Below are 25,159 nucleotides of genomic sequence, written 5' to 3'. Positions count from 1 at the left end.
TAATTGTGAATGTTTTAAGAAAAGTGTTGGGTATTTGGTAAGATTTTAACTGCAGCCACAATCGTCAGAGCCACAAGATTTTTTGTTTTTGTTACTAGCAAAAAGAGATTTAGGAAGAAAGAATTTTTTAGCAATATATCCAAAAGCAATAGCTGCAGTTATAAAAACCAAAATATGTTGCAATGTTTCCATAATCTATAATTTTATAAAGGGTCATTTTGTAGAAAACAACCCTTATTTAGATTGTGTAAAGATAACGAAAATTTATTATTTAAAGGCATTAAGACCTGTAATATCCATACCTGTTATAAGTAAATGAATATCGTGTGTGCCTTCATAAGTGATAACACTTTCTAGGTTCATCATATGTCGCATAATGCTGTATTCGCCAGTAATACCCATAGCACCTAAAATTTGTCTTGCTTCTCTTGCAATATTTAATGCCATATCTACATTATTACGTTTTGCCATAGATATTTGTGCAGTGCTTGCTTTACCTTCATTTTTAAGCTGCCCTAAGCGTAATGCTAGTAACTGTGCTTTGGTAATTTCGGTAATCATTTCTGCTAATTTTTTTTGCTGTAGCTGGTATGCACCAATTGGCTTACCAAATTGTATGCGCTCTTTTGCATAACGTAAAGCGGTATCATAACAATCCATTGCAGCTCCAATTGCACCCCAAGCAATACCATACCTAGCAGAATCTAAACAACCTAACGGTGCCCCCAATCCGTTTTTGTTAGGTAATAAGTTTTCTTTTGGCACTTTTACATTGTCAAAAATAAGCTCACCCGTAGCAGATGCTCTTAAAGACCATTTATTGTGAGTTTCAGGAGTAGAAAAGCCTTCCATTCCGCGTTCTACAATTAGTCCGTTTATTCTGCCTTCTTCGTTTTTAGCCCAAACTACAGCAACATCACAAAAAGGAGAATTAGAAATCCATAATTTAGCACCATTTAAAAGGTAATGGTCGCCCATATCCTTGTATTTAGTCTCCATACCACCTGGGTTAGAGCCGTGGTTAGGTTCTGTTAAACCAAAACTACCCATAAACTCACCACTTGCTAATTTTGGTAGGTATTTTTTACGTTGCTCTTCAGTACCGTAAGTGTATATTGGATACATTACTAATGAAGATTGTACAGACGCCGTAGAGCGTACACCGCTATCTCCACGTTCTATCTCTTGCATAATTAAACCATAACTAATTTGGTCTAAACCTGCACCTCCGTATTCTTCAGGAATGTAAGGGCCAAAAGCGCCTATTTCTGCTAATCCGCTAATTATTTGTTTTGGAAACTCTGCTTTTTGAGCATAATCTTCAATAATAGGAGATACATCTCTTTTTACCCATTGTCGGGCAGCATCTCTCACCAATTTATGTTCTTCAGACAATAAATCGTCTATATTATAATAATCTGGTGCTTCAAATAAATCTGGTTTCATAGCTGTATTTTAGGATATGTAACCAAAGATAGGTAAAGAAATATAACAATACAAAGACTAAATGTTACATTTTTAAATAAAAATCTCTTGTTAAATTAGTATAATCTTCGGTGTATACGTGTCTATCTTTCTCTATAACAAGCTCTTCTGTTTTTAAGTTTGATGAAGGTTTTTTTGTGAACTCCAAAAGGCTTCGTTTTACCTCTGCGTCAGCGTTACCTTTAACTCTTGTAATTTGTTTTGGAAATAGCTGGTAATTTGCAGCAAGTTTGATGAATTCTTCCTCTTCTTTAAAAGGTATAATGGTGCAAAAAGTACCAATACTAGTAAGTAGTTTAGATGCGCCACTTATCAATTCACTAAAAGGAAGTGACGTATTTTGGCGTGCATTGTCTCTTGCTTCATTACCGCTTGTTACATCTTCTGCATAAAAAGGAGGATTAGACACAATTAAATCATACAGCTCATCTTCTTCTGTCTCATCTGTAGCGTATTCATCTACAAACTCATCAAAACCAGCGTGAAAGCAAAATAGTCTATCTGCCCAGTCTGATGCTTCAAAATTCTCTGTGCATTGCTCGTAGGCATCAGCATCTAACTCTATAGCCTCTATGTTATCTGCAGCACTACGTTGCGCTAACATTAAGGCAATAATACCTGTACCAGAGCCAATATCTAAAATAGAGTAAGGGTTATGGTCTAAAGGTGTCCAGGCACCAAGTAAAACTCCGTCTGTACCAATTTTCATAGCACAGCGGTCTTGATTAATTGTAAATTGCTTAAAAGTAAAAGGTTTGCTCATTGTATGGGTTTAAAAACAAAAGAGGCAAGCTTGTAAAAAGCTTACCTCTTACGGTTACAAAATTAAGGAGTTTATCTTACTCTATTTCTAATATCTTGTAAAGAATCATCAATAAGTAATTTACCATCTTTAAAAACTTCTTTTAACTCTCCTGTTTTTTCTTGCTCCCAATTTACTTGATCTACAAGTTTATAAGTACCGTTTTCTTTTTCAATTTTAAGTAAACCTTTGGCAGATTTTTTAGTTCCATCATCTGTAATAGGATCTTTAAAAATTTCTCTTCCCTCACCGTTTACTTCGCCATAGGTAGCTTTCATTGCAAAACCAAAAGTATCTCTAGTGTTGTATTGGTAGGTAAAAGAACCAATGCCTAAAACTACGTTTGTAGACGCAAACCCTTTTTGCTTTAATCTTTCGCAAATATTTGTAGCGCGCTCCGTTGTAATGCTATCGCCATAGATTGCACCAATGTGTGGGTCTAATTCTTTATAGCCTTTACTGTTAGTTTTACCACCAAATATCTCCCATAACAGTTCTATAACTCCTTTTTTCTCCTCTTCAGTTTTTCCGTTAGGATTACCACAAATAATATCTGCAGGGTCGCCGCTATCTGGTCTAATAACAACTTTGCCGTCTCTTGCTAAAACCTCATCTTTTAAGTTGGGTAGGTACTCTGTAAGTACTTTCCATAAATCCCAGGTGTCCGAAACTATAGAAACAATTCCGTTAGGGTAAACCTCAGTAATTAACCTTTTAAATGTTTCTTCTTCTCCTGTGTTTGTTCCCATACACATTACAGAGTGCTCTGTGGCTGCTACAGAGCCACCAACTAGTTCAGTGTCAGAATTAGCGTTATAGTATTCTTCTAAAAAGTCTATAGCAGGTATAGTATCTGTACCAGAAAAACTTAACAAGTGTGCAGAAGCACTCATAACTGAGGCTTCCATACCAGCAATACCTCGCATAGAAAAATCGTGACCTTGCCAATCTACAAATTCAGGAACTGTAGAGGTTTCTTCTGCATATTTATCTAATATTCCTCTATACTGTTTTGCAATTGTTGCAGAGGTACAAGGCATCCAAATAGTTGTGCTTAAAATGGTCTCAAAATAATTTGTTAACCAAAAAAACTCTGGCAATGTGTTGTACATTGTCATCATAGGTACGCGTATTGGTACACTAGAGCCTTCGGGTAATGCTTTTATGACCATTGGTAAATAGCCAAGATCGTGTAAATCTTCTATGTGTTTAATACCAACTGAGTTTGGACCTAGGTAATTATTAATTCTTCTGCTATATTTTTCTGCAATTTCCTTTTTAGGTTTGTTAAAAAAGTTGGTGTTAAATTCTTCAATAATGTACTTTTTAATAAAGTATTGAAGTCCAAAAAACACGACTTCTTCTATAGCATCTATTCTACTTTTTCTAGGTGTCCAGTTAGAGTATACTAAGGTTGTACCTTCTGGATATTGTCTTCTGTGATCTACTTTATAACCGTCTGTATATAATAATGGGTTCATAATATATCTATTTTATAATTAAAGACTTATGCTAATAAGTCCGCTATTTTTAATTGGGTAATATTTGTTTGTTCTTTTAATGTGTTAAAAGAATCTGTTGTGTAAATACCTTTGTAGTAGCTACTTAGGTTCTCTAATCCTTTGCTAAAAATACCGTGACTTACAGCTAGGTATAAGTTGCCCGCATTTTTGTTTTTAAGTTCTTGTGCTAAACCGTTAAATGTGCCTCCGCCATCACAAATATCATCTACCACCAAACAATCTTTACCTTTTAAATCATCTGCGTACACTTTAAAGCCAGATAGTTTTCCTGTTTTTACATCTCTAGATTTAGAGCACTCTATAACTTCCTTACCTCCTAGGTATTCTGCTACTTTGTATATTTTTTTAAGAGCACCACCATCTGGAGAAATTAAAACTACATTGTTATTTAAGGTTGATAGCACTTTTTCTATAAAAGTGTAATTTGTAATAGTAGTGCAGTTGTTTAGCAATGCAGGTGTAACTTCAGAATGTGGGTCGTAAACGGTAACTTCATTTAATTGAAGGTTATTTATAAGATCTGCGTATACTTTTACAGATAAAGATTCACCTGCAACCATTAACCTATCTTGCCTAGCTGCCGGAAAATAAGGAATAAAAACGTTTATAGTATTTACACCCATACGTTTTAGTGCATCTACAGTTATTAGTAATAAGCCAACATCGTTAAAAGATTGTAATCTGTGTGTTACTGTAATAGTTTCTGAGGTGTTAAAATTGTTTTCAATTTTAATGTGAGGTTCTCCGCCAGAAAATAAAAACGATTTAAATTCGATGCTTTTCTGATTTGGGAACGGGTTAAACTGTGGATCTAAATTTAATATCATTTGCGTTTTTTTTACACAAAGTTAAATAAGTAAATGGATTACTGAAAACATTTTGTGTTAAAATTACGCAAACTTAATTTCAAAGTGCATTCCGTTTTCTTCTAATGCTTTGTATTTGTTGTGGTTAAAGGTAAATAGTTGGGCGGGTCTACCGCTGCCATTTTTTTGTTTTTCATTAGATTTTTTTATAAATCCAAAGCTTAAGATCTTTTTTCTAAAATTTCTGCGATCTATTTCTTGTTCTAAAATAGTACTGTATAAATGCTCTAAATCTGAAAAAGGAAATTTTTTCGGAAGCAAATCAAAACCAATAGGTTGGTAATGTACTTTTGCTTTTAGTCTTTTAAATGCAGTTTTTATTATCTGGTTATGGTCAAAAGGTAATGCGGGTATATTATTTATGTTTTGCCATTTTACATCTTGCGCATCTGTAGCAGCAGATAGTTTTAAATTATCTGGATTTACCAAAGCAAAATAAGAAACAGAAATTACGTGGTTTCTTTTATCACGCTCTATATCATCACCAAAAGTATAAAGTTGCTCTAAGTAATTAACAGTAATGCCTGCTTCTTCTTGTAACTCTCTGTGAACTGCTTTGGTTAAAGTTTCGCCATTTTGTACTAGACCACCAGGCAAAACCCACTCATCTTTATACATACCGTACTTTTGTTGTACTAGTAAAATATAAAGAGCGTTGTCTTGGTAGCCAAAAACAACAGCATCTACAGCTATTTTTATATTCTGATTGTTTTGCATAATATGTGTACTATATACGCAAAAATACAGGTTTTATTATGTAAGAGGTAATTTTAACTTAAGTATAAGTCTACTAAGCCTTCTGGTGTAGTTACAGCTATTGTTTTGTTTTCGCGGTCTACGTTTGTAATAATTTCGTCGTTAATAGGTATAAGTAGTTGCTTGTCTCCTTTTTGCACTTCAAAAAGTGCTTGTGATGTGGTGTCGTTAACACTGGTAATTTCTCCAATATCTCCGTGTACACTATCTAGTAGAGTAAAACCTATAACTTCATGAAAATAAAATTTGTTACCAGTTAATTTAGGTAACATTGTAAGTGGTAAGTAAAGTTTAGAGCCCATAATGCGGTCTGCATCAGACTCATTTAAAACTTCTTCAAACCTTATACGTAACAAACTAGACTTGTGTAGTCTACATTTATCAATAAAAAATGGAACCAGGTTATTTCCTAAAGAAATAAACACTGATTCCATATTTTCGTATAAATCGGGTTCATCCGCATCAACCTTAATTAACACTTCGCCCTTAAAACTATATTTTGAAACGATTTTACCTAAGTAGAAACAATCTTCCTTTTGCATATCGTTTTTTATATAAATTTATTCTTCTTCAGAAGCTGCTGCTGCATCTTCAGAATCTGCTGGTGCTTCTTCTGCTACAGGAGCTGCTGCCGCTGCTGCTTCAGCTGCACGTTTTTCGTTAACTGCTTTTTCTGCTTCAAATTTCTTTGCAGCTTCATCAGCTTTTACTTTATCTAAACCTTCAACTTTACCAGCTACAGATTTTTCTTTTTCAGCAATCCAAGCATTGAATTTTTCTTCTGCTTGCTCTTCAGTTAATGCACCTTTACGTACACCACCTTGTAAATGGTGCTTTAATAAAACACCTTTGTAAGATAAAATTCTTTTTGCAGTATCAGATGGTTGTGCACCATTAGATAACCATTTTACTGAACTATCTACATCTAAATTAATTGTTGCAGGATTTGTGTTTGGGTTGTAAGTTCCTAATTTTTCAAGGTATTTACCATCTCTTTTAGCACGAGAATCTGCTGCTACTACCCAGTAGAAAGGTTTTCCTTTTTTACCGTGTCTTTGTAATCTAATTTTAACTGGCATATCACATTAAATTTGTAGGGTGCCCGACCCCTGTTATTAATTCTTTCGTTTGCTTTTGGCTTAAAAGCGGGTGCAAATATACACTTTCTGTTTAATTGACAATGCTTTGCGGTGCAAAAATAATGGTTTTGACTTAACATTTGTTAAGATTAGTAGTTAAACTTAGGCTAAACCGCTTTGTTTTTTTGTAATTGGCTGCTTATCTGTCTAATTTGGAGGGGAAAGATTGTTGATAATCAGCAATGATAATTAATTTAAATGATAAGAGATATTATGAAGTATACAGAAAAAATTACAAAGAGATTAAATAGTTTGTTAGAGAAAACTTATGATGCCGAAAAGGGATATAAACTTGGTGCAGATAAGGTAGAAACCCCCTCTATTAAACGGTTCTTAGAATCTAAAGCAGAACAGCGTTACAATTTTGGACATCAACTTAAAGCAGAAATAATTGCATTTGGAGAGTTACCTGAAAAAAGCGGAAGTTTAAAAGGAGATTTACATAGAACTTGGATGAATTTAACCGCAACATTATCAGCTAATGAAGAAGAGCAGATTTTAGATGAAGTAGAACGCGGAGAAAAATCTTTTATAGAAGAGTATGATGAAATTTTAAAAGATAAAGATATGGTGTTAGCGCCATCTACAGAAAACCTGTTGCTTGCTCAGCGTAATAGTGTGCAATCTGCATTAAATACGGCAAAAGTATATCAGGAAATGGTTTCATAATTATCTTGTAGTTTGATTAATTGTTGAGGAAGCAGGACGAAAGTCCTGCTTTTTTTATACAGTTAATAACTCTTGCTTAAATGCCTTTATAAAACGGAGGATTTTTGGTATTTTTATCCACTGCTTTTTTAAGACTACAAACAACACACTATGTACTTAATTTTTGATACTGAAACTACCGGATTACCTAAGCGTTGGGATGTTCCTTATACAGATACGGACAACTGGCCTAGGTGTATACAGATTGCATGGCAATTGCATGATGATATGGGTAATGTTATTGAGCATCAAGATTATTTGGTAAAACCTGACGGATTTAATATTCCGTATGATGCCGAAAAAATTCACGGTATATCTACTGCTTTAGCAGAACAAGATGGTATACCATTAGCAGAGGTTTTAGAAAAATTTAATGAGGCTTTAAATAAAACTAAGTTTGTAGTAGGGCAAAATGTTGGGTTTGACCTTAACATTATGGGGGCAGAGTTTCATCGTCTTCAGGTAGAAAACCAATTGCAAGAGTTACCTGTTTTAGATACGTGTACAGAGCATACGGCAACTCTTTGTCAGATTCCTGGTGGTCGTGGAGGTAAATTTAAATTGCCAACATTAACAGAGTTACATCAGTTTTTATTTGGAGAGCCTTTTGGAGAAGCACACAACGCAACTGCCGATGTAGAGGCAACAACACGTTGTTTTTTAGAGCTTGTACGTAAACAACAATACACGGTAGAACAGTTAGATGTTGAGCCAGATTATTTTAAAAATTTCTCAGAGGCCAATCCTCAGCCAATTAAACTTATTGGTCTAAAGCACATCAACCTAAAAAAGGCTTCTAAAAAAATAGCAGATGCGCTGTGGGCTAAAGATACTGGTGGTATAAGTAAAGAAGAAATTAAAGAGAATTTAGCAAATTTAGAGTCGGCTGAGTTTTCTCATTTACACAATCATACTCAGTTTTCTATACTGCAATCTACAATTAGTATTCCTGCTTTAATACAAGCTGCTGCAAAAAATAATATGCCAGCTGTTGCAATGACAGACCATGCTAATATGATGGGGGCTTTTCATTTTGTAAACGGTGTTCTTAATCATAACAAAGGAGTAAAATCTAGGAACGATGCTAATGAAATACGTTATGAGGCAACCCAAGAGGGACGCTTAGAAGAAGGAGAAGAACCTTTGCATGAATTTGTTCCAGAAAAGGAAATTACACCAATTATTGGTTGCGAGTTTCAGGTGTGTGAGGATCATACCAATAAATCTCAAAAAGACAATGGTTACCAAATAGTACTGCTTGCTAAAAATAAAAATGGATACCACAACTTAGCAAAAATGTCTTCTATTGCCTTTGTAGATGGTAAATATTACGTGCCTCGTATAGATAAAAAAGTTATAGAGCAGTACAAAGAAGATATCATTGTGCTAACGGGTAACTTGTATGGTGAGGTTCCAAATTTGGTCTTAAATGTTGGAGAAAAGCAAGCGGAAGAAGCATTGCTATGGTGGAAAGAGCAGTTTGGAGACGACTTGTATATGGAGATCATGCGTCACGGACAAGAAGATGAAGACCGTGTAAACCAAGTATTAATACAGTTTGCTAAAAAACACAATGTAAAATTGGTGGCAACCAATAATACGTATTATGTAGATAAAGAAAACGCTTATGCACACGATATACTCTTGTGTGTAAAAGATGGCGAAAAACAAGCTACACCAATTGGTCGTGGTCGTGGTTACCGTTATGGTTTACCAAATCAGGAATATTACTTTAAGTCTTCAGATGAAATGAAGGAACTTTTTAAAGATATTCCAGAAGCAATTACCAATATACAAGATGTTGTAGACAAAGTAGAAACTTTTACACTTGCCCGTGACGTACTGTTACCTGCTTTTGATATTCCAGAAGAGTTTTCTTTTGAAGAAGATAAGTTAGATGGTGGTAAACGTGGAGAGAATAAGTTTTTAAGACACCTAACTTATGAAGGTGCAAAAATAAGATATGGTGAAATTACACCAGAGATTGATGAGCGTTTAGATTTTGAGCTTAAAGTAATTGAAAAAACAGGATACCCAGGGTATTTCCTAATTGTAGAAGATTTTATTAGAGCCGCCCGTAAAATGGATGTATCTGTAGGGCCTGGTCGTGGTTCTGCCGCAGGTTCTGCCGTTGCTTACTGTTTGTGGATTACAAATTTAGATCCTATTAAGTACGATTTGCTTTTTGAGCGTTTTTTAAATCCAGATCGTGTATCTATGCCAGATATTGATATAGATTTTGATGATGAAGGGCGTGGTCGTGTAATGGACTATGTAATTGATAAATACGGATCTAACCAAGTAGCACAGATTATTACCTATGGTACAATGGCTGCCAAATCTTCAATTAGAGATACAGCCCGTGCTTTAGACTTACCGTTAGGTGATGCAGACCGTATGGCAAAGCTTATACCTAATATGTCTAAGCTAAAAAAAATTATAGGGATTGATGAAAAAACACTAAAAAGTAAATTTAATAGTGAAGAGCTTGCTAAAATTAATGAGCTTATAGAAATTTCTGAGGGAGACGATTTAGAGTCAGAAACCTTAAACCAAGCTTATATATTAGAAGGGTCTGTGCGTAACACAGGTATACATGCTTGTGGTGTAATTATTACTCCAGATGATATTACCAAGTTTGTTCCTGTGGCTTTGGCAAAGGACTCAGAAATGTATTGTACCCAGTTTGATAACTCTGTTGTGGAGGATGCGGGCTTGTTAAAAATGGATTTCTTGGGGTTAAAAACATTAACCCTAATTAAGGATACCGTTAAAATTGTAAAAGCAAAACACGGTGTAGAGTTAGATCCAGAGAATTTTCCGTTAGATGATGAAAAAACATACGAGCTTTTCCAAAGAGGAGAAACAGTAGGTGTTTTCCAGTATGAATCTCCTGGGATGCAAAAACACATGCGATCACTAAAACCAACAGTGTTTGCAGATTTAATTGCCATGAACGCATTGTACCGTCCTGGTCCAATGGAATATATACCAAGTTTTATTGCGCGTAAACATGGTACAGAAGAAATTATATATGATTTAGATGCTACCGAGGAGTATTTAGCAGAAACTTATGGTATTACGGTTTACCAAGAGCAAGTGATGCTTTTGTCGCAAAAGTTAGCAGATTTTACCAAAGGTGAAGCCGATGTTTTGCGTAAAGCAATGGGTAAAAAGCAAAAGCACGTTCTAGATAAAATGAAGCCTAAGTTTATAGATCAGGCTTCTGCAAAAGGACATGCGGTAGACAAGTTAGAGAAAATCTGGAAAGATTGGGAAGCATTTGCTGCTTACGCCTTTAACAAGTCTCACTCTACTTGTTACGCTTGGATTGCGTACCAAACAGCATATTGTAAAGCACATTACCCAGCAGAATATATGGCTGCAGTACTGTCTAACAATATGAATGATATAAAAACGGTTACCTTTTTTATGGAAGAGTGTAAGCGTATGGGCTTAGAAGTTTTAGGTCCAGATGTAAACGAATCTTACTACAAGTTTGCAGTTAACGATGCCGGAGCTGTACGTTTTGGTATGGGAGCTGTAAAAGGTGTTGGTCGTGGAGCTGTAGAAACAATTGTAGAAAATAGAAAAGAAGACGGGCCATATAAATCTGTGTTTGATTTGGCAAAGCGTATAGACTTGCGTGCGGCAAATAAAAGAGCTTTTGAGAACTTAACATACGCTGGTGGTTTTGATTCTTTTGGAGACGCACATAGAGCACAGTATTTACATGATGAAGGAGACGGAATTACGTTTTTAGAAAAGGTGATGAGGTACGGTTCTAAGTTTCAAGAAAGTCAAAACTCATCTCAAGTAAGTTTGTTTGGTGAGGCTAGTGATGTGCAAATTCCAGAGCCTGTTGTTCCGCCTTGTGAGGAATGGGGAACAATGGAAAAACTTAGAAAAGAAAAGGAAGTTGTAGGTATTTATATTTCTGGTCACCCTTTAGACGATTTTAAGGCAGAAATAAAATCGTTTTGTAACTCTGGTATCGCCGCTGTACATAATATGGAGCAATTTGTAAATAAAGAACTTGCCATAGCAGGTGTAATTACAGATGTACAGCATAGAGTGTCTAAAAACGGAAAAGGTTGGGCAATGTTTTCTATGGAAGACTATACAGACTCCTATGAGTTTAGAATTTTTGGAGAGGAATACTTAAAATTTCGTCACTTTTTAATGATTAGCTCTTTTGTGTACTTAAAAGTATTTATTAGAGAAGGTTGGACTAATAAGGATACAGGCAAAAAAGGAGATCCTAGACTACAGTTTAATAGTTTTATGCTGTTGCAAGATGTAATGGAGCAATACGCTAAAAAGCTAACCATAAAACTTAATATAGATACGCTTAAAGAACAAGATGTTTATAATTTAAAACAGACATTAAATTCTGATGATCAAGAAGGAAAACATCCTTTAAAATTTGAAGTTTATGAAATGGAAGAGCAAATTAAGGTAGATTTGGCTAGCCGTAAACAAAAGATAAATATTACAACCAAATTATTGGCAGACTTAGAGGCGCAAGATGTTATTTTTAAACTGAATTAAAAATCGTTAAGAAATATTTAACAGTAGGGGATTTAAACGCTTAGTTGTTTAAAGGTTGATAAATGAATTTAACCTTAACACAATTAAAAATGAAACAATTACTTTTAAGTCTGATCTTAATTTTAGCTTTAACTTCTTGCCAGTCTGAGGAAGAGTTTGAAACTCCTGACGAACAAGCAGAAACCCCTCTGGTGGAAACAGAAGAAAATACAGAAGATGACACTAAAAATACTGATGACAAAACTAATGGAGATCAGGGTAGTGAAAATGAAGAGGACAACCAAGAGAATCAAAATAATGAAGAAAAAGGTATTACAGTTACATTACTAACAGATATTCTTTTAAAAAATACGTGGAATATAGATAACTTAGTGGAGAAAAAAGGCCTTACTGCTTATATAGATAGGACTTCTAAATTATCAAGTTTTACCTTTGTTTTCAAAGACTCTGGTGAAGTTGTAGCAGAGGCAAATAATACCACTGTAAATGGCAGCTGGACAATTAATAGTCAAGAAAAAGATGGTTTAATTTTAATGTTAGATTTTGATACCAAACTAGCAGATTTTACAGTGTTAAATAGCAATTGGCCAATTGTATCATTATCTCACACAGGTATGGGGTATATATACGGAAAATTAGATGTTGCAGCCAATAAAGACAACAGAGTGTTTTTAAGTTTTGATAAAGTTTAATAAACTTAATAATCGAATAAAAAAACCGCAAAAGGCACTAGATGTTTATTGTGGTTTTTTTTATTTGTAAGTATCTTGTTGTTTAACTTATATATTTTTCCTTGGCAACTTTTGTTGTTTTAAACTCTTGTAAGTCTATACTATATACTTCTTTTGAGGTCTTTATTTTGTAATTAAAACTATTAGAGCCACCAAGTATATACAACTTGCCATTTAAATAATGCATATTGGCATATTTTAAAGGGATATCTATTTTGTACTCCTTTAAAAGATTTGTTTTAGTGTTGTAAGTAAGTATTTTTTTAGAGTTGAAAATATAAATAATGTTATTGTTGTAAGCTAGTGCAGGTTTTTCAATTCCGTTAAATAATGTTCCTTGTAATTCCCATTTTGCAGTTTCTAAATCGTAAGATTCAATGTTCTTTAATGGTCCGTTACGAAAACCTCCAATTAAAAAGACTTTGTTATTTGCTGCTATACCGTTAGCTTCTTTGTCTTTTAACATATTTGTTAATTGGTGCCAGTAACCTGTAGTGGTATTAAATATATAAGAATTGTTACGATACAATTTTTTTCCGTTGTCTAATAATTTAGTAGAACCTCCCATTATAATTATATTTTCTTGGTAGGTTACAGCAGTGAAATTTATAGCTTGGTGTGGGTATGCATCATCAATAACAATCTCATTTGTGGCTGTATTTAATATTTCAATTTTATTATTTAAATATTCTCTCTTTTTGTTTGGAGATATTGTTTTACCTCCAAAAATGTATAATTTATTATTGACAGCAACTGTTTTGTGAAATGCCTTTTTATCTAGTTTTTCCTTAGTAACTTCCCAAGAATTATTTTTAAAATCATATATCTGTATTTTGTTACTATAACCCTCCCAGGAGCCATTTAATTTTAAGTTTGAAAATAACTTAGACATAGTTTCAGAATTATCTATAGCTCTTTTTTCATTTTCTTCAATAAAAGATAAATCACCAGCAGTTACGTACAGCTTATCATTAATAATTGTAGATCCAAAGTTAGATACACCAAAAGGCATTTCTGCTAGTTTTTTATAGCCAATATTTCTTTTTAATTTTTTATTAGAAGAAACTATAATCTCTTTTAAGTTTTCTACTTTGGGTAAAAGAAAAACAACATAATTATTTTGTTTTAGTACCTCGGCAAATACTTCTTTTTTGTTGTAGCCAATACTAGAAAAAATTAGTTTGGTAGTAGATTTTATTTTTGAGCTGTAATGTAATGCAAATTGCCCTTTACTGTTGGTATATGTGCCTGTAGATTCACCTTTAATTGTTATGCTTACATTTTCTATAGGTTTGTTGGTTTCCTTGTTTAAAACAGTTCCCTTTATGTTTTGTGCGTTTACCGCTATTGTAAACAAAAAAAATAAGAGTGTAAATTTCATAATTAAAAGGGATTGTTTTGTGCTTTGTTAGCAATTAGTATAGCAGTTAAGTTTATTGCTTTTGTAGCCATAATCTAATTTCTTTTCGTAATGACGTTTCTGGCTTAGGTAGCGGAATTGTTTTTCCAAACTGTTTACTTCTCTTAAATTTTGAAAATGTAATTTTAAGTTTTTTCCAATCCTCAGGGTATAACTCTAAGAACTTATTAAAAAAGCTCTGTTCGTCAATTTTCCCTTCTATTTTAGAAAGTACCTCTTTAAATTTTTCTTCTTTTTCAATAATCATTTTCTTGTAAAGGTTCAGGAGTTAATACAGCTAGTTGTAGTATGTGTTATATGGCCAAATATAAATATTTTACGTTTAATGTCCTGAAATTAAATTTTATGATTGGTATAATAAAAAAACTCTTTACATAATTGTTTACACAACCAGTTATTGTAAAAAAAATAATGCAACTAGTAGAAAAAAGAAACAGAGAAGTGAACTTCCCTGTTTCTTTAATTTTTTATTTAAATACTACTTTTTTAGTAATTGTTTCTTCTCCTAATTTACCTTTAAGAATATAAATTCCTTTTAAACCATTAAAGTTCCAATACAGTTCATTTTTACCTATAACCGTTTTATTAGTAAGCCTTTTTATGAGTTGTCCTTTTAAATCATATAAGTCTAATGTTAAGTTTTTAGGTAGGTCTGTGTTGTAGCTAAAAGTTAATTCCCCGTTTGAAGATGGATTTGGGTATACAGCCAGTTGATTTAATGTTGAGTTAGCGGCAAAAGACCTTGATGTATTTTTTTGACTGGCAGTAATATTAACTGTGTAGGTTTTACTTTGAGTACCATCATAATCTCCAATTTTAATAAAACTAGGAGAAAAGGTATAGTTAGGGTGTTCAAAAAAAAGTGCTCTATTGTCATTTGGTCTTGCAGGAAAAGAGTAAAATAAATTCCATTTTGCTCTTTCTCCTTTATACTCAATGTTTTTAATTTTTTTCCATTGACCATTTACATATTCGGCTAAATAAGTTGTCACATTTTTAATGTGAGAATTAGGGTTTCTAGAGTCAATAAATCTACCTCTAACTTCATTAAAAGTGTTTACTTCGTTAATCTGAGATATGGTAGATCTTCCATTAGATAAATTATAATAATCTATAGCAACCGAAGGTCTGTGCCCAAACTGAAACCAAGCAGTTACCGCTTTTTTGCTTACATCTTTGTTGGCTTCTCTAGATTTATTTTTGTCTGCGTTGTATGTTGGTGCGTCTCCTGCAAAATGGTTTACTGTAAGTATTGTTTTGTGGTCTATGCCTCTGTCTACCTTAAACTTATTGGTATCCCAAAGATGACTTACTTTCCCTGCTCTATACGGGTTTTGTACTGTATTTGTAAACTCGTATCTGTAAATATTACTATTGTAGTTGGTTTCACTAAAAATAACTAGTCTTTTATTAGAGTTAATCATTTCCTGAATTGTAGGGTAAGTATCTGAGCCAGAATTTGCAGGTCTACTAGCACTAACAAAAGTACTGTGGTTGTATATGTAGTTAGACATATTTTTGTAGCCACTTCTTCTTCCGTAAAAAATATCATCCATACCAGAAATCCCTAAGTTACGGCCGGCTTGTACGTGTAGTGTAATAATGTCTAACGGATGATTTTTTAACCAATCTTCAATAATGTTGTTAAAGTCTTTGGCATCCATCATACACATATTTGGTGATCCGTGTTTTAATCTTAATTCGCCATGAACATTGTGTATATCTACCATAAACTTTCTAATACCATCTTGTAGTTGGGCTTTAATACCTTTTCCTTGATTTCTTCCGCCTAAGCAGCCAAAAAAACCTTGTGGGCCATCTGTATTATTATTGTTTGCGTTGTGGGTAATAAGCCATGATATTTCATCATATCTGCGCTGTTTGTTCATTTGGTTTGCATCTTGTGCAGAAACACTTTGTAAACTGGTTAAAATAATGATACATATCATCATTTTTGTTTTAAGTAGGTTTTTCATTTTTTAAATTTTGGTTAAAAGTTGTTATTAATTTTAGTCAAAATTACTAGGCAAATACTTTAAGCAGATTAACTAATGGTTATTAGTAAATTAACAATCAGTTTTTTGCTTTTAGTACTGTGTAAAGAAGATAAAGTGTTTAGTTAATGAAGAAAATAGCTGGTTTTTTTTATTTGACAGCTCTTTTTAAATAGGGTTTTAATTCTTTTTTTAGTCCTTCAATAATTTTGTTCAGTTCAGAATTATTAAAATTACAGTCCACAAAATAATCCTTTTCATCATCTGCATTCTGAGGCTTAGATTCCAAATCAAATTTTATGCGAATAGTATTAAAGTCCACACCAGTGTTTATTAGTTCAAAAGCCAAATTTGGCTCAATAAACTCCAAACATTTATATTTTGGCGTTTCGTTTTTATATATTTTTTTTAACCAATCTATAATTTCTAAAACTTCCTTTACTAACAGGGATGGATCTGTGTATTGCCAATTACCAAAATCACTTTTTACATTTAAGTAAATTAGAAGCCAATTAGAGTTATATTCACAATTGGTAATTTTAGGAAACTGATAATCTATTATCCTTAGTTCTACAGTTTGGTTGTTAGTTCCTTGAAATATCATTTAATATAGCCATTTGTATTCTGATGATTAGGAGGCCCTAAAATCATATAAATACTAAGTTATCGCATTAATTATATCTGGGTATTAACAGCAGTTGTTACTGATGTATTTTATTTTTGTTTCTCAATAAAATTATCAACCGAAGGACTCCACGTTCTATTGTATTTACCAACAGGCTTATAATCAATATAACGAACATCGCTTTCTGCATCTAAAGATTTTCCCAAAGAATTTAATGTTTTAGGATCAGTATTTGGCCATTCTCCATTTTCAATTCGTTGTACCATTGTTTCAATTGCTGCCAACCATTCAGCTAAAGAAAAAGTACAATGCCCCCAACTATTAACGTAAGCTTGTCTAAAAAGTTTGGAATAGCCTTTTTCTTCAACCAACTCTCCATAACCTTGTGCCATACTAGGATAAACTAAACCATCGCCAGTTGTGTTTATTCGTAATAGTGGTATTTTAGGTTCTCCAATATGTGTTCGTCCCGGGGAACTCCAGTAGTTTAGTGCTTTTGCATTAGCTTTTACTCTAGGAGCTGCGTTTATTTTTATAAGTTCATCTTCCAGCTTTATATTTGCTTTTTTATATAATTTTTCAACAGCCTTTTTAAAATCAGGATTGCCATTTTTGTAATACTCAGTATAATCAACTCCATCATTAAACCTTAGTTGTCCACCACCAGATTGCTCTAGCATACCTGTGCCAAAAGCTTTTTGGGATGGTAGTAATTTTATTAAGCACTTATACATGCTTTCTTGAAGTTCATCTGCATTGTTTACATCTGGTTGGGGAAAAGGTTCCATCCAAGCAGCTCCCCATGCAGGCCATTGACCAATGGTAAATGCTAAGGCTATACGTGCACGCCCCTCTGGTGTTTGTTGTGCTGCTTTAATAGCTTTTTGCCAACTTAACTCTATTTCTTCTATTCTTTTACCTTTTAAAGGAAGTCCAACAATAGGTAATTTTGGAGCAATTAGAGCTTGTAATACAAATAGGGCGTCCATATGTGTATTTGCCATCCAAGCACTTGTTGCGGCACAACCTGCAATTCCTCCGTCTATGCGGTCAGGATGAATTTCAGCCATAGCCAAAGTTATTGTGCCACCACCAGAACAACCCAATTGTATTGTGTGTTTTGGCTTTCCAAATGTTTTTTCAAAAATATCAAGCACCGAAATAATGTCGTGGATTTCGTGAGCAGGGTCATAATTCGAAAATCTATCTGGACGGCGTTTAGTGCCTGATAATGCATATCCTTCTTCTAAAAGGTGAAGATTTCTTTCTGAATTGGCAGACTGTAAATAATCTAAATCGTTCAATAAAATCCCATTCCATGCTTCTGGAACTCTAATCATGTATTGTGTTCCACGAATTGGTATAGTGTCATTTATTTCTGAATAATTGGTTTCAGTTTTAACAACTACCGATGAGTTTTTTATCTCTGGTAGTTCCCATGTTTGCTCTGTCTTCTTTTCTTGGGAATATGAAATATGTGGTATGCTAAAAACTAGTATAGTCAATAAACTTATTAGAATTAAGTTTTTATAGGTATGCTTTGTTTGCAAATTATTTATTGTTGAAAAATAGTTTGAAGTCATAATGTTTTATTTTCTTTATAATTGCATTTGTTTACTAAATATTTTATTTGCCTAACGCTAAAGTTGTAGCTATGAGTAAAATCCTGTAGAAATCTGGCAGGCTTTTAGCTTCTGGTCAAGCAAATCTTTTTAATTTTTCTTATTCAAAGTCAAATCAAAATATTTGGCATACTTTATAAAAATACACTAAACTTTGGGTTAAGAACTTATTAGTTTTGTTTAGGTATTTAATTGCGTTAAAATTTTTTCTTTGTCTTTGTTCCAAATTGTGTACGTAAATGTCTTTTTGTTATGAAAAAACATTTCGTCTTCCAATAAAGTTGAACTTGAGAATATTAAAAATACGATACTAAAAAGTTGTAATAGATTTTTAATAAATGATGTCAAAAATGATGGGTTATCTCCAAAATCGTCAATTACTCTCATACCAAAGATATATTTCCCAAATGTTTTACCAGTTAATGATTCAAAAATCGGATTGATAATAAATAAGGCAAGAAAAGCTATTATAAAAGGATAGCAGTTTATTTCCTTAAACATTTTGTTAAACAAGTAGAAGAATCCTGCATAAATACTATAATCAGATAATTTGGCAAAGAATCTAATCCAAAATCCGTCAATATTTGGGTTTAGAGGAAATTCATAATCATATTCTTCACCTCTTCTTGTTATTGTTTTGTAAGTCTTAACGTTAGATATTCTATTCGTGTTTTTCTTTTTTAGCTCATAAGTAATCAAATAATTAGATAAGTAATAAACTCCAAAGTACGCGAGTATTAAAACCGCTAAGAAAATTATTTCAAATGTCAATTCTTTCATAATAATTTAAGCTGTTTTTGGAATTAAACACAACGGTCTTGTGAATGAAACGTAGCGTGTAAAAAGATGCCGAATTTTTATGTTTTTAATTTTTCATTTTTAAAAGCAAAAAAAAAACCATTTCGCTGTCGCGTAATATTCTATTTAGCGGACTTTATAAATATACACAAACCTTACGGTTTATCTTAAATTCTGCATTACGTTTAGGCAGGCATTGTTGTAAACAGTTTTTGTGACAGCTGCCCATCACAGAATAATTCATAATAATTTCATTTCTTTCAAATGTAATGTTTAACTATCCCACATTAATTCTATTCTTAGAATATCTAGTTAATATTTGGTTAAACCTTGAGTTTTTTTGTAAAATGAATGCTTTTCTACATAGCTTAAATTGCTTAAAACCATTACTGCAAACAAGTTTAGGCTAAGTAACCTTTGTTTTTTATACTTATAGAATTCCATTCAATTTTAATAACTAATTTGCTGTATTTGGCACAAACCAAAGTTATTGTATCACCCACCTTTACTTTATTGAAATCATTTTTTCTTACATCATATACCGTCAAAAAATCGTTGTTTTCAAACAACAGTCTATAGGTGGTTGTACTAATATTACTCCTGCTAGATCCTGTTTTAACAAGCTCATTCTTTTCTTTTATAATAATTGCAGTTTTTATTTTTTTTCTTTCCTTGCTATCTTTTCTTAAGTCTTTGCTACTAAGTATAGTACCTATTAAATTTAGAAATAATAATAATACAGCTATGCCAAATAATATATTGAAAAGTATTAAGGAGAAATCATAATTAGTTCTGTTTTTATTTGACAAATAAAATAGTATGGTAAACACCAAAAACATAATAGCATTTACCAGTATAGATTTCCAGTATTTCTTCTTAATTTTTTTAAGTTCTTTTTCAGAAAGTTTATATTCTTTAATCTCCAATAGTACTTTGTTGTGGTGTCGTTTATTATTCTAATTAAAATCGGTAACCAATTCTTAAATGTAAATTCAAAGCAGCTTCTTCTTCATTTTCCAAATACCCCACACTTTTAGCATAAATATATCTGTATCCAATTCCAATTCCAGTTTCGTATGTAAAATGATTCCCAATATTTCTTCTAATTCCCCAAGTTGGTATTATGGAAATTTGGTCAGCCACTTCTACATTATCATAATTTGATATTACAAACCAATTTGGGTTATAATTTGTTTGTAGTGTTAAAAAATTCCCGCTATTTCCGCTAATATTTCTCGATTTAGAGACTCTTTTGTTAAGATTATAATACCATCTAGGCTCTAATCTAATTACAGGTGTCATTAAATATCCATTTTCAGGATAAAAACTTCCTCCCCAAAAACCAGCATCCATTCCAATTTCTGCTCTTAAAACAATTTGATTAGATAATTTTGTCTCTTTATGAGCCCAAATTCCTAAAACTCCTGTTTGTATTCCATAAATGGATTGTTCAACACTTGCGGTTTGTGATTTTGCAATTAAAGTCAGTGCACAAAAAGCTAGTGTTAGTAATGATTTTCTCATTTAAACTGTTTTTTTATAGTTAAAATATTATAGGAATTTAACAATAATTATGCCGTTTTTAGAAATGTTGTTCAACGTGTTTTTGTATGGTTTGCTGAGTGGTTTAAGCACCTAATTAAATAACTACCAAAGGAAGCATAACAATAGCTAGTCTTAGTAGAAATTTTTTAATCATATCCGTTTTTATAGTCTTTACTAAGAGTAATATTAGAATTATTAATACTAATGTTACCACCAAACTATATTCGTTAGCTTTTAATTTATATTTAGTGTCAAAAAATGACATTTTATTTTTTTTCTCAATACGCTATTATAGCTAATTATTCTTCTTATAATTTTCTACTATATTTTCAATAAACTTTTCTTTGTTACCTCTTAACATTTTTAACTCTTCACCTGCATATAAATCAGAATGAAACTCTCGTAGATTAGCATCACTCCAAATAGATAGTTCTACAATTAATGGTGTAAGTGCAATTCCTTTTTCGGTTAATGTGTATATGTTTGTTTTCTTGTTTTCAGGAAGTTTTCCTTTTACTATAATTTTAAATTCTTCTAACATTTTTAATCTCGAAGACAAAATATTTGTTGCTATAGCTTCTTCGCTCTCAATAAAATCTTTAAAGGTCTTTTTCTCTTCAGTCAACATTTGCTTAATAATTACTAAAGACCATTTATCTCCAATAATATCAATAGCGCTTGTAATAGGGCAGCTGCATCTAAATTTATGTTCCATTTTTAATGTGGTATTATCATACTAATAATTCTGTAAAAATACGTTTAATTATTTATTACTTGCAAAATAAAAGTAAAATAGTATCTTTGCTTGCAATTAGCAAGTAATATTTTGATATAAATAAATATAATAAAATGAAAAAAGTATTAGTAACAGGAGTTTCAGGGTATGTTGGTCTGCACGCAGCAGTGGAATTACTAAAAAACGGATATGCCGTAAAAGGTTCTGTCAGGAACTTATCTAAAACAGATGAATTAATAAGATTAATTAAAAAAGAAGTTGAACCCAATGGTAATTTAGAGTTTTGTGAGCTTAACCTTTTAAAAGATGAAGGCTGGATGGAAGCAATGCAAGATTGTGACTATGTTTTACATATTGCCTCGCCTTATGTGGCAAGTGAGCCTAAAGATGAAAACGAAATTATAAAACCTGCTATTGACGGTACACAACGTGCATTAAATTTTGCTAAAAGTGCAGGTGTAAAACGCGTGGTTTTAACTTCTTCTATGGTAGCAATGTTTGGTGATGCAAATAAGTCATTAAACATAGAACAAGATACTTGGACTAACCCAAATGCTAAAAATATGTCTGCCTATGTAAAAAGTAAAACACTTGCAGAAAAAAGTGCCTGGGATTTTATTGAAACTCAAAAAGGAGATAATAAGTTGGAATTGGTTGTTGTTAATCCAGGTCCAATTTGGGGACCAACCTTGTCAGATAAACTCTCTGGAGAATCAATGAATATTGTTAAGGATATGATTACGGGTAAAATGCCAATGCTTGCCAAAGTACGTATGAATATGTCTGATGTAAGAGATATTGCCAGTATACACGTTAAGGCTTTAGAAAATGAGAAGGCAAACGGACAACGATTTGTTGTTGCAACCGAAAATCCATATTCGTTTAAAGAAATGGCTCAAATTCTAAAATCAAATGGAAACGATAAAGTAAGCACTTTAGAAGGTCCAAATTTCTTATTAAAATTTATGTCTAATTTTAATAGCGATTTAAAAGGTATGAAACCTTTTATTGGGAACACTTATAACGCAGATGTTAGCAAAACAAAAGAAGTGTTTAACTGGAAGCCAATTTCTTTTGAAAAATCTGTTCTAGACACGGTTAAATCTGTAAAACAACGGTTAAATTAATAGTTAGTTTTTAAGAATCACTCGAGTTTTAATTAGAGTTCGAGTGGTTTTTTAATTAGGTATAAACGGTCTTTTTGTATGAAATGTAACGTGTAAAAAGGCACTAACTTTTAAGATTAAACACAACCCGAATTTTTATGTTTTAATTTTTTAGCCATATTAAATGACTTTTATTTTACTGTAGAATTACATGTTATTTGATATGTTTCCTTACCAACATAAAGAAACCAATAACAATAAGTATAGCAGAAACATAATTCCGAATAATGTATAAGATAGGGCTTCTTAAATCTAAAAAGACATTAAGGAAAATACACACAACAAATAATCCAAGACCAGTATTTAATAAAATACTAGATAACGAACGCTTTGTTTTTACTAGTAAGTCTAAAGACAAGCCCCAAATAATAAGAACCATAATAAAATGAAATTTAGACATGATGAGTTTTAATTTAAATATTTTTTACTTAACTAGAATTCGTATCGCAATAAATGATAACGCGTTTGTATAAGATTAGTTGCGTGTTTCAGTAACTAATTTAATAAATAAAAACTAGATAAAATTTTATGGCTTCGAGATCCAAAGTAACGGAATACTGTGCCTTTGCTAAAGCTAAATCACGTATAATATATGGTGATTCTTATAGAGGTACTTTAGCTAAAAATTAATGGGCTTTTACTTGTTTTTTGCCACAGGGCTTTGTTGGCGAATATTATTCTTTAATATTTCCAAACTGATAAATAACTTTCTTTTTAAACTTACCATTAATGTCATAAAAAACGCACTCCCCATCTAATTTATCACCCCGCATTTTTCCAGTTAATTTTAATTTTCCATTGGGATGATATTCTGAATATTTTATACTGCTTAGTCTTATAGATTTTATTTGTCCAGACTTATAATATTCTTTTTCATTTCCTACTTCTACATTTCTACGATAATATGCAATTTTTTTTAGTTCTCCTGTGGTGTAGAAAAATTTCCACCTACCACTCTTATACTTGACACCGCTCATTTTCCCTTCGCCAATAAGTTGATTATCTTTATTATATAGCGATGCATTATATTTTTCGTAATCAAATAATAGCGATTCACTTATAGGTTCTATACTTAAAGGTTCTTTATTTAATGTTATTATATAGTAATCGCCATTTTCAAAAAATCTTTTTTCATTAATTTTTAATTCATTATTGTATTCGGTGATTCGGACTACTTTCTCTTCTGAAGAGTAATAATCAAAATATTTCCAAATACCATCTTTAAGTCCATTTTTAAAATTTCCTGTACTTTCAAGATTTCCAGTTTCATAATATGAAATGTAGTTTCCATTTTCCTTTCTTAGGCTATTGAACTTTACTTTAAGTTTTATTGTTTTGCCATCAGGGTAATATTCAATAGACTCGCCATTTGGATATTCTGTAATACTTTTTAGTTTTCCATTTTCGTAAAATTCTTTAAATAATCCATCTTCAAGGCTATTTTTAAATTGTCCTTTTATTTTTAAGTTACCATTTTTATAAAAAACTTTATGTATTCCATCTGGGAGTTTACTTAAAATAGATAAATTTCCGTTTTCGTAATACTCTTTCCATTTTCCTATGGGTACTCCTTCGGTATTAAAATTTCTGTCTGATTTTAATTGACCATTTTCATAATATTCAACATAGTTTCCGCTATATAATGTATCATTAATGTGTGTGCATTTTTTTTCTATTTGTTTGTTTGTGTGGTAGCTTATGGCCTTACCTTTTTTAATTCCATTTTCAAAATTTCTAATAGTTCTTATATTACCATTTTTATAAAATTCAGTAAATTTTCCTTGAAGTTCATCCTTTTTAAGTTGTCCATTAAATTTTTGCTCTCCAGTTTTGTAAAACCCATTCAATTCTCCATCTAGATAATTAGCTTTGTAGTATAATTTACCGTTTTCATAGTATTCTTTCCAAACACCTATTTTATTTCCTTTTTCATCATAATACATTTCTTTTTCAATAGTATTATTGTTAAAATAGTATTTCCAAGATTTTACTCTAACTCCTAATTTATTGAAGTATTTTATATGTTTAAGTTTGCCATTTTTGAAGTACTCTTTCCATTCACCAATTTTAACACCATCGTTGTTGTAGTTTTCTATAGAGTGTAATAGTTTTTCTTTATATTCATAGTAGGAAGTCCATTTTCCAATCTTTATAGTATCATTTTTATATGTTCCTATTGTTTTTGGAAACTTGCTCATTGGCTTATAATTCTCATCAAAAATCTTTGCATTAGTTTCATAATAACCATCTCTTAAGCCATTCTTATATGTTATTTTTTTATAAATCTCACCTAGCTTATTATATTTAATAGCAAGACCATCCATTAAATTATTTTTATAATTTATTTTTGTTTTAATGATACTATCTTCACTGTAAGTTATCCATAGCCCTTCTTTTTTATCATTTATTAGTAGTCCTTCTTCTTTAAGTGCGCCTGAATTAAAATATACTTTTTCAACATTTTTATTACTAGACTTTTGAGTTTGAGCACAAGAAACAAGGGTTGAAATTAAAAATATAATTAAAAGTTTCATTTTTTTAATGTTTGTTAATGTTCAGGCTATGGGTGTTTAGTACTGCATTTAAGTAGCTAATTTAGTGTGTAATTACTTACTTGTAAAATCCGTAAGTCCCGATGCTGTGGGATTCATAATTAGGTAAGAACTAGCTATTAATTATTTGCGGTGTTGTG

General features: G+C 32.0%; 22 protein-coding genes. 4 read left to right on the top strand and 18 right to left on the bottom strand.

Annotated features, from left to right (window positions below; genetic code table 11):
- Nucleotides 1–45 precede the first annotated feature (45 nt).
- From ABJD66_RS10640 to ABJD66_RS10605, 8 genes are all read right to left on the bottom strand, one after another.
- A complete protein-coding gene (locus tag ABJD66_RS10640) occupies nucleotides 46–192 on the bottom strand; it encodes a hypothetical protein (RefSeq protein ID WP_198519396.1) in 147 nt (48 codons plus the stop codon).
- 75 nt (nucleotides 193–267) lie between these two features.
- Nucleotides 268–1,446, bottom strand: a complete 1,179-nt coding sequence (locus ABJD66_RS10635; RefSeq protein WP_100894054.1) for an acyl-CoA dehydrogenase family protein — start codon at nucleotides 1,444–1,446, stop codon at nucleotides 268–270.
- 64 nt (nucleotides 1,447–1,510) lie between these two features.
- Nucleotides 1,511–2,248, bottom strand: coding sequence for a methyltransferase (locus ABJD66_RS10630; RefSeq protein ID WP_348131278.1), 738 nt, complete (start codon nucleotides 2,246–2,248; stop codon nucleotides 1,511–1,513).
- A gap of 71 nt (nucleotides 2,249–2,319) precedes the next feature.
- A complete protein-coding gene (locus ABJD66_RS10625) occupies nucleotides 2,320–3,768 on the bottom strand; it encodes a nicotinate phosphoribosyltransferase (protein ID WP_348131275.1) in 1,449 nt (482 codons plus the stop codon).
- A 26-nt stretch (nucleotides 3,769–3,794) separates the two neighbouring features.
- The gene (gene prs / locus ABJD66_RS10620; protein ID WP_348131272.1) at nucleotides 3,795–4,637 is read right to left on the bottom strand and encodes a ribose-phosphate diphosphokinase; all 843 of its coding nucleotides are present in this window, start codon (nucleotides 4,635–4,637) and stop codon (nucleotides 3,795–3,797) included.
- Nucleotides 4,638–4,700: 63 nt separating this feature from the next.
- Complete coding sequence (locus ABJD66_RS10615) at nucleotides 4,701–5,393, bottom strand: NUDIX domain-containing protein (protein WP_348131269.1); 693 nt, start codon at nucleotides 5,391–5,393, stop codon at nucleotides 4,701–4,703.
- Nucleotides 5,394–5,446: 53 nt separating this feature from the next.
- Nucleotides 5,447–5,974: a ribosome maturation factor RimM gene (rimM, locus tag ABJD66_RS10610; RefSeq protein WP_100894049.1), complete on the bottom strand. Its 528-nt coding sequence runs from the start codon at nucleotides 5,972–5,974 to the stop codon at nucleotides 5,447–5,449.
- 18 nt (nucleotides 5,975–5,992) lie between these two features.
- Nucleotides 5,993–6,511, bottom strand: a complete 519-nt coding sequence (locus ABJD66_RS10605) for a 30S ribosomal protein S16 (RefSeq protein WP_348131266.1) — start codon at nucleotides 6,509–6,511, stop codon at nucleotides 5,993–5,995.
- A 258-nt stretch (nucleotides 6,512–6,769) separates the two neighbouring features.
- On the opposite strand from ABJD66_RS10605, the gene ABJD66_RS10600 reads away from it, so the two are divergent.
- From ABJD66_RS10600 to ABJD66_RS10590, 3 genes are all read left to right on the top strand, one after another.
- Nucleotides 6,770–7,240: a PA2169 family four-helix-bundle protein gene (locus ABJD66_RS10600; RefSeq protein WP_348131263.1), complete on the top strand. Its 471-nt coding sequence runs from the start codon at nucleotides 6,770–6,772 to the stop codon at nucleotides 7,238–7,240.
- Between the two features lie 150 nt (nucleotides 7,241–7,390).
- Entirely contained in the window at nucleotides 7,391–11,830 is a 4,440-nt protein-coding gene (gene dnaE / locus ABJD66_RS10595) for a DNA polymerase III subunit alpha (RefSeq protein ID WP_100894046.1), read from the top strand.
- Nucleotides 11,831–11,919: 89 nt separating this feature from the next.
- Nucleotides 11,920–12,522, top strand: a complete 603-nt coding sequence (locus tag ABJD66_RS10590; RefSeq protein WP_348131260.1) for a hypothetical protein — start codon at nucleotides 11,920–11,922, stop codon at nucleotides 12,520–12,522.
- Between the two features lie 82 nt (nucleotides 12,523–12,604).
- Here the strand turns inward: ABJD66_RS10590 and ABJD66_RS10585 are convergent, their stop codons facing one another.
- The 9 genes from ABJD66_RS10585 to ABJD66_RS10545 form a co-directional block, all read right to left on the bottom strand.
- Entirely contained in the window at nucleotides 12,605–13,942 is a 1,338-nt protein-coding gene (locus ABJD66_RS10585; protein ID WP_348131257.1) for a carboxypeptidase-like regulatory domain-containing protein, read from the bottom strand.
- Between the two features lie 52 nt (nucleotides 13,943–13,994).
- Nucleotides 13,995–14,228, bottom strand: a complete 234-nt coding sequence (locus ABJD66_RS10580; RefSeq protein ID WP_100894043.1) for a hypothetical protein — start codon at nucleotides 14,226–14,228, stop codon at nucleotides 13,995–13,997.
- A gap of 220 nt (nucleotides 14,229–14,448) precedes the next feature.
- The gene (locus ABJD66_RS10575) at nucleotides 14,449–15,957 is read right to left on the bottom strand and encodes a T9SS type A sorting domain-containing protein (RefSeq protein ID WP_348131253.1); all 1,509 of its coding nucleotides are present in this window, start codon (nucleotides 15,955–15,957) and stop codon (nucleotides 14,449–14,451) included.
- 169 nt (nucleotides 15,958–16,126) lie between these two features.
- The gene (locus ABJD66_RS10570; protein ID WP_348131250.1) at nucleotides 16,127–16,579 is read right to left on the bottom strand and encodes a hypothetical protein; all 453 of its coding nucleotides are present in this window, start codon (nucleotides 16,577–16,579) and stop codon (nucleotides 16,127–16,129) included.
- Between the two features lie 110 nt (nucleotides 16,580–16,689).
- Entirely contained in the window at nucleotides 16,690–18,183 is a 1,494-nt protein-coding gene (locus ABJD66_RS10565) for a hypothetical protein (protein ID WP_348131247.1), read from the bottom strand.
- Nucleotides 18,184–18,402: 219 nt separating this feature from the next.
- Nucleotides 18,403–19,002, bottom strand: a complete 600-nt coding sequence (locus tag ABJD66_RS10560; RefSeq protein ID WP_348131244.1) for an RDD family protein — start codon at nucleotides 19,000–19,002, stop codon at nucleotides 18,403–18,405.
- Nucleotides 19,003–19,421: 419 nt separating this feature from the next.
- Entirely contained in the window at nucleotides 19,422–19,946 is a 525-nt protein-coding gene (locus tag ABJD66_RS10555; protein ID WP_348131241.1) for a hypothetical protein, read from the bottom strand.
- Between the two features lie 34 nt (nucleotides 19,947–19,980).
- Nucleotides 19,981–20,544 carry a hypothetical protein gene (locus tag ABJD66_RS10550; protein ID WP_348131239.1) on the bottom strand — a complete coding sequence of 188 codons (564 nt, stop codon included), beginning with the start codon at nucleotides 20,542–20,544 and terminating at the stop codon, nucleotides 19,981–19,983.
- A 316-nt stretch (nucleotides 20,545–20,860) separates the two neighbouring features.
- On the bottom strand, nucleotides 20,861–21,280 hold the full coding sequence (locus ABJD66_RS10545) for a helix-turn-helix domain-containing protein (protein ID WP_348131236.1): 420 nt from the start codon (nucleotides 21,278–21,280) through the stop codon (nucleotides 20,861–20,863).
- 134 nt (nucleotides 21,281–21,414) lie between these two features.
- Here ABJD66_RS10545 and ABJD66_RS10540 point away from each other — a divergent pair, with 134 nt between their 5' ends.
- Complete coding sequence (locus tag ABJD66_RS10540) at nucleotides 21,415–22,428, top strand: NAD-dependent epimerase/dehydratase family protein (RefSeq protein WP_348131234.1); 1,014 nt, start codon at nucleotides 21,415–21,417, stop codon at nucleotides 22,426–22,428.
- Between the two features lie 713 nt (nucleotides 22,429–23,141).
- On the opposite strand, the gene ABJD66_RS10535 is transcribed toward ABJD66_RS10540, so the two are convergent.
- Nucleotides 23,142–25,001 (bottom strand): hypothetical protein, encoded by a 1,860-nt coding sequence (locus ABJD66_RS10535; protein WP_348131231.1) that lies wholly within the window; start codon nucleotides 24,999–25,001, stop codon nucleotides 23,142–23,144.
- Nucleotides 25,002–25,159 lie beyond the last annotated feature (158 nt).

The organism is Cellulophaga sp. (assembly GCF_039943695.1).
In the GTDB taxonomy this organism is placed as follows: Bacteria; Bacteroidota; Bacteroidia; order Flavobacteriales; family Flavobacteriaceae; genus Cellulophaga.
Note: the sequence above shows the minus strand (reverse complement) of the source record. Positions and strands in the feature narration are given on the sequence as shown.

Coding starts and splice junctions, on each gene's coding strand:
- ABJD66_RS10575 (WP_348131253.1), bottom strand. CDS start 15,957: ATGAAAAACCTACTTAAAACAAAAATGATGATATGTATCATTATTTTA.
- ABJD66_RS10565 (WP_348131247.1), bottom strand. CDS start 18,183: ATGACTTCAAACTATTTTTCAACAATAAATAATTTGCAAACAAAGCAT.
- ABJD66_RS10635 (WP_100894054.1), bottom strand. CDS start 1,446: ATGAAACCAGATTTATTTGAAGCACCAGATTATTATAATATAGACGAT.
- dnaE (WP_100894046.1), top strand. CDS start 7,391: ATGTACTTAATTTTTGATACTGAAACTACCGGATTACCTAAGCGTTGG.
- ABJD66_RS10590 (WP_348131260.1), top strand. CDS start 11,920: ATGAAACAATTACTTTTAAGTCTGATCTTAATTTTAGCTTTAACTTCT.
- ABJD66_RS10605 (WP_348131266.1), bottom strand. CDS start 6,511: ATGCCAGTTAAAATTAGATTACAAAGACACGGTAAAAAAGGAAAACCT.
- rimM (WP_100894049.1), bottom strand. CDS start 5,974: ATGCAAAAGGAAGATTGTTTCTACTTAGGTAAAATCGTTTCAAAATAT.
- ABJD66_RS10580 (WP_100894043.1), bottom strand. CDS start 14,228: ATGATTATTGAAAAAGAAGAAAAATTTAAAGAGGTACTTTCTAAAATA.
- ABJD66_RS10640 (WP_198519396.1), bottom strand. CDS start 192: ATGGAAACATTGCAACATATTTTGGTTTTTATAACTGCAGCTATTGCT.
- ABJD66_RS10545 (WP_348131236.1), bottom strand. CDS start 21,280: ATGGAACATAAATTTAGATGCAGCTGCCCTATTACAAGCGCTATTGAT.
- ABJD66_RS10630 (WP_348131278.1), bottom strand. CDS start 2,248: ATGAGCAAACCTTTTACTTTTAAGCAATTTACAATTAATCAAGACCGC.
- ABJD66_RS10540 (WP_348131234.1), top strand. CDS start 21,415: ATGAAAAAAGTATTAGTAACAGGAGTTTCAGGGTATGTTGGTCTGCAC.
- ABJD66_RS10585 (WP_348131257.1), bottom strand. CDS start 13,942: ATGAAATTTACACTCTTATTTTTTTTGTTTACAATAGCGGTAAACGCA.
- prs (WP_348131272.1), bottom strand. CDS start 4,637: ATGATATTAAATTTAGATCCACAGTTTAACCCGTTCCCAAATCAGAAA.
- ABJD66_RS10625 (WP_348131275.1), bottom strand. CDS start 3,768: ATGAACCCATTATTATATACAGACGGTTATAAAGTAGATCACAGAAGA.
- ABJD66_RS10550 (WP_348131239.1), bottom strand. CDS start 20,544: ATGAGAAAATCATTACTAACACTAGCTTTTTGTGCACTGACTTTAATT.
- ABJD66_RS10615 (WP_348131269.1), bottom strand. CDS start 5,393: ATGCAAAACAATCAGAATATAAAAATAGCTGTAGATGCTGTTGTTTTT.
- ABJD66_RS10560 (WP_348131244.1), bottom strand. CDS start 19,002: ATGAAAGAATTGACATTTGAAATAATTTTCTTAGCGGTTTTAATACTC.
- ABJD66_RS10600 (WP_348131263.1), top strand. CDS start 6,770: ATGATAAGAGATATTATGAAGTATACAGAAAAAATTACAAAGAGATTA.
- ABJD66_RS10535 (WP_348131231.1), bottom strand. CDS start 25,001: ATGAAACTTTTAATTATATTTTTAATTTCAACCCTTGTTTCTTGTGCT.
- ABJD66_RS10570 (WP_348131250.1), bottom strand. CDS start 16,579: ATGATATTTCAAGGAACTAACAACCAAACTGTAGAACTAAGGATAATA.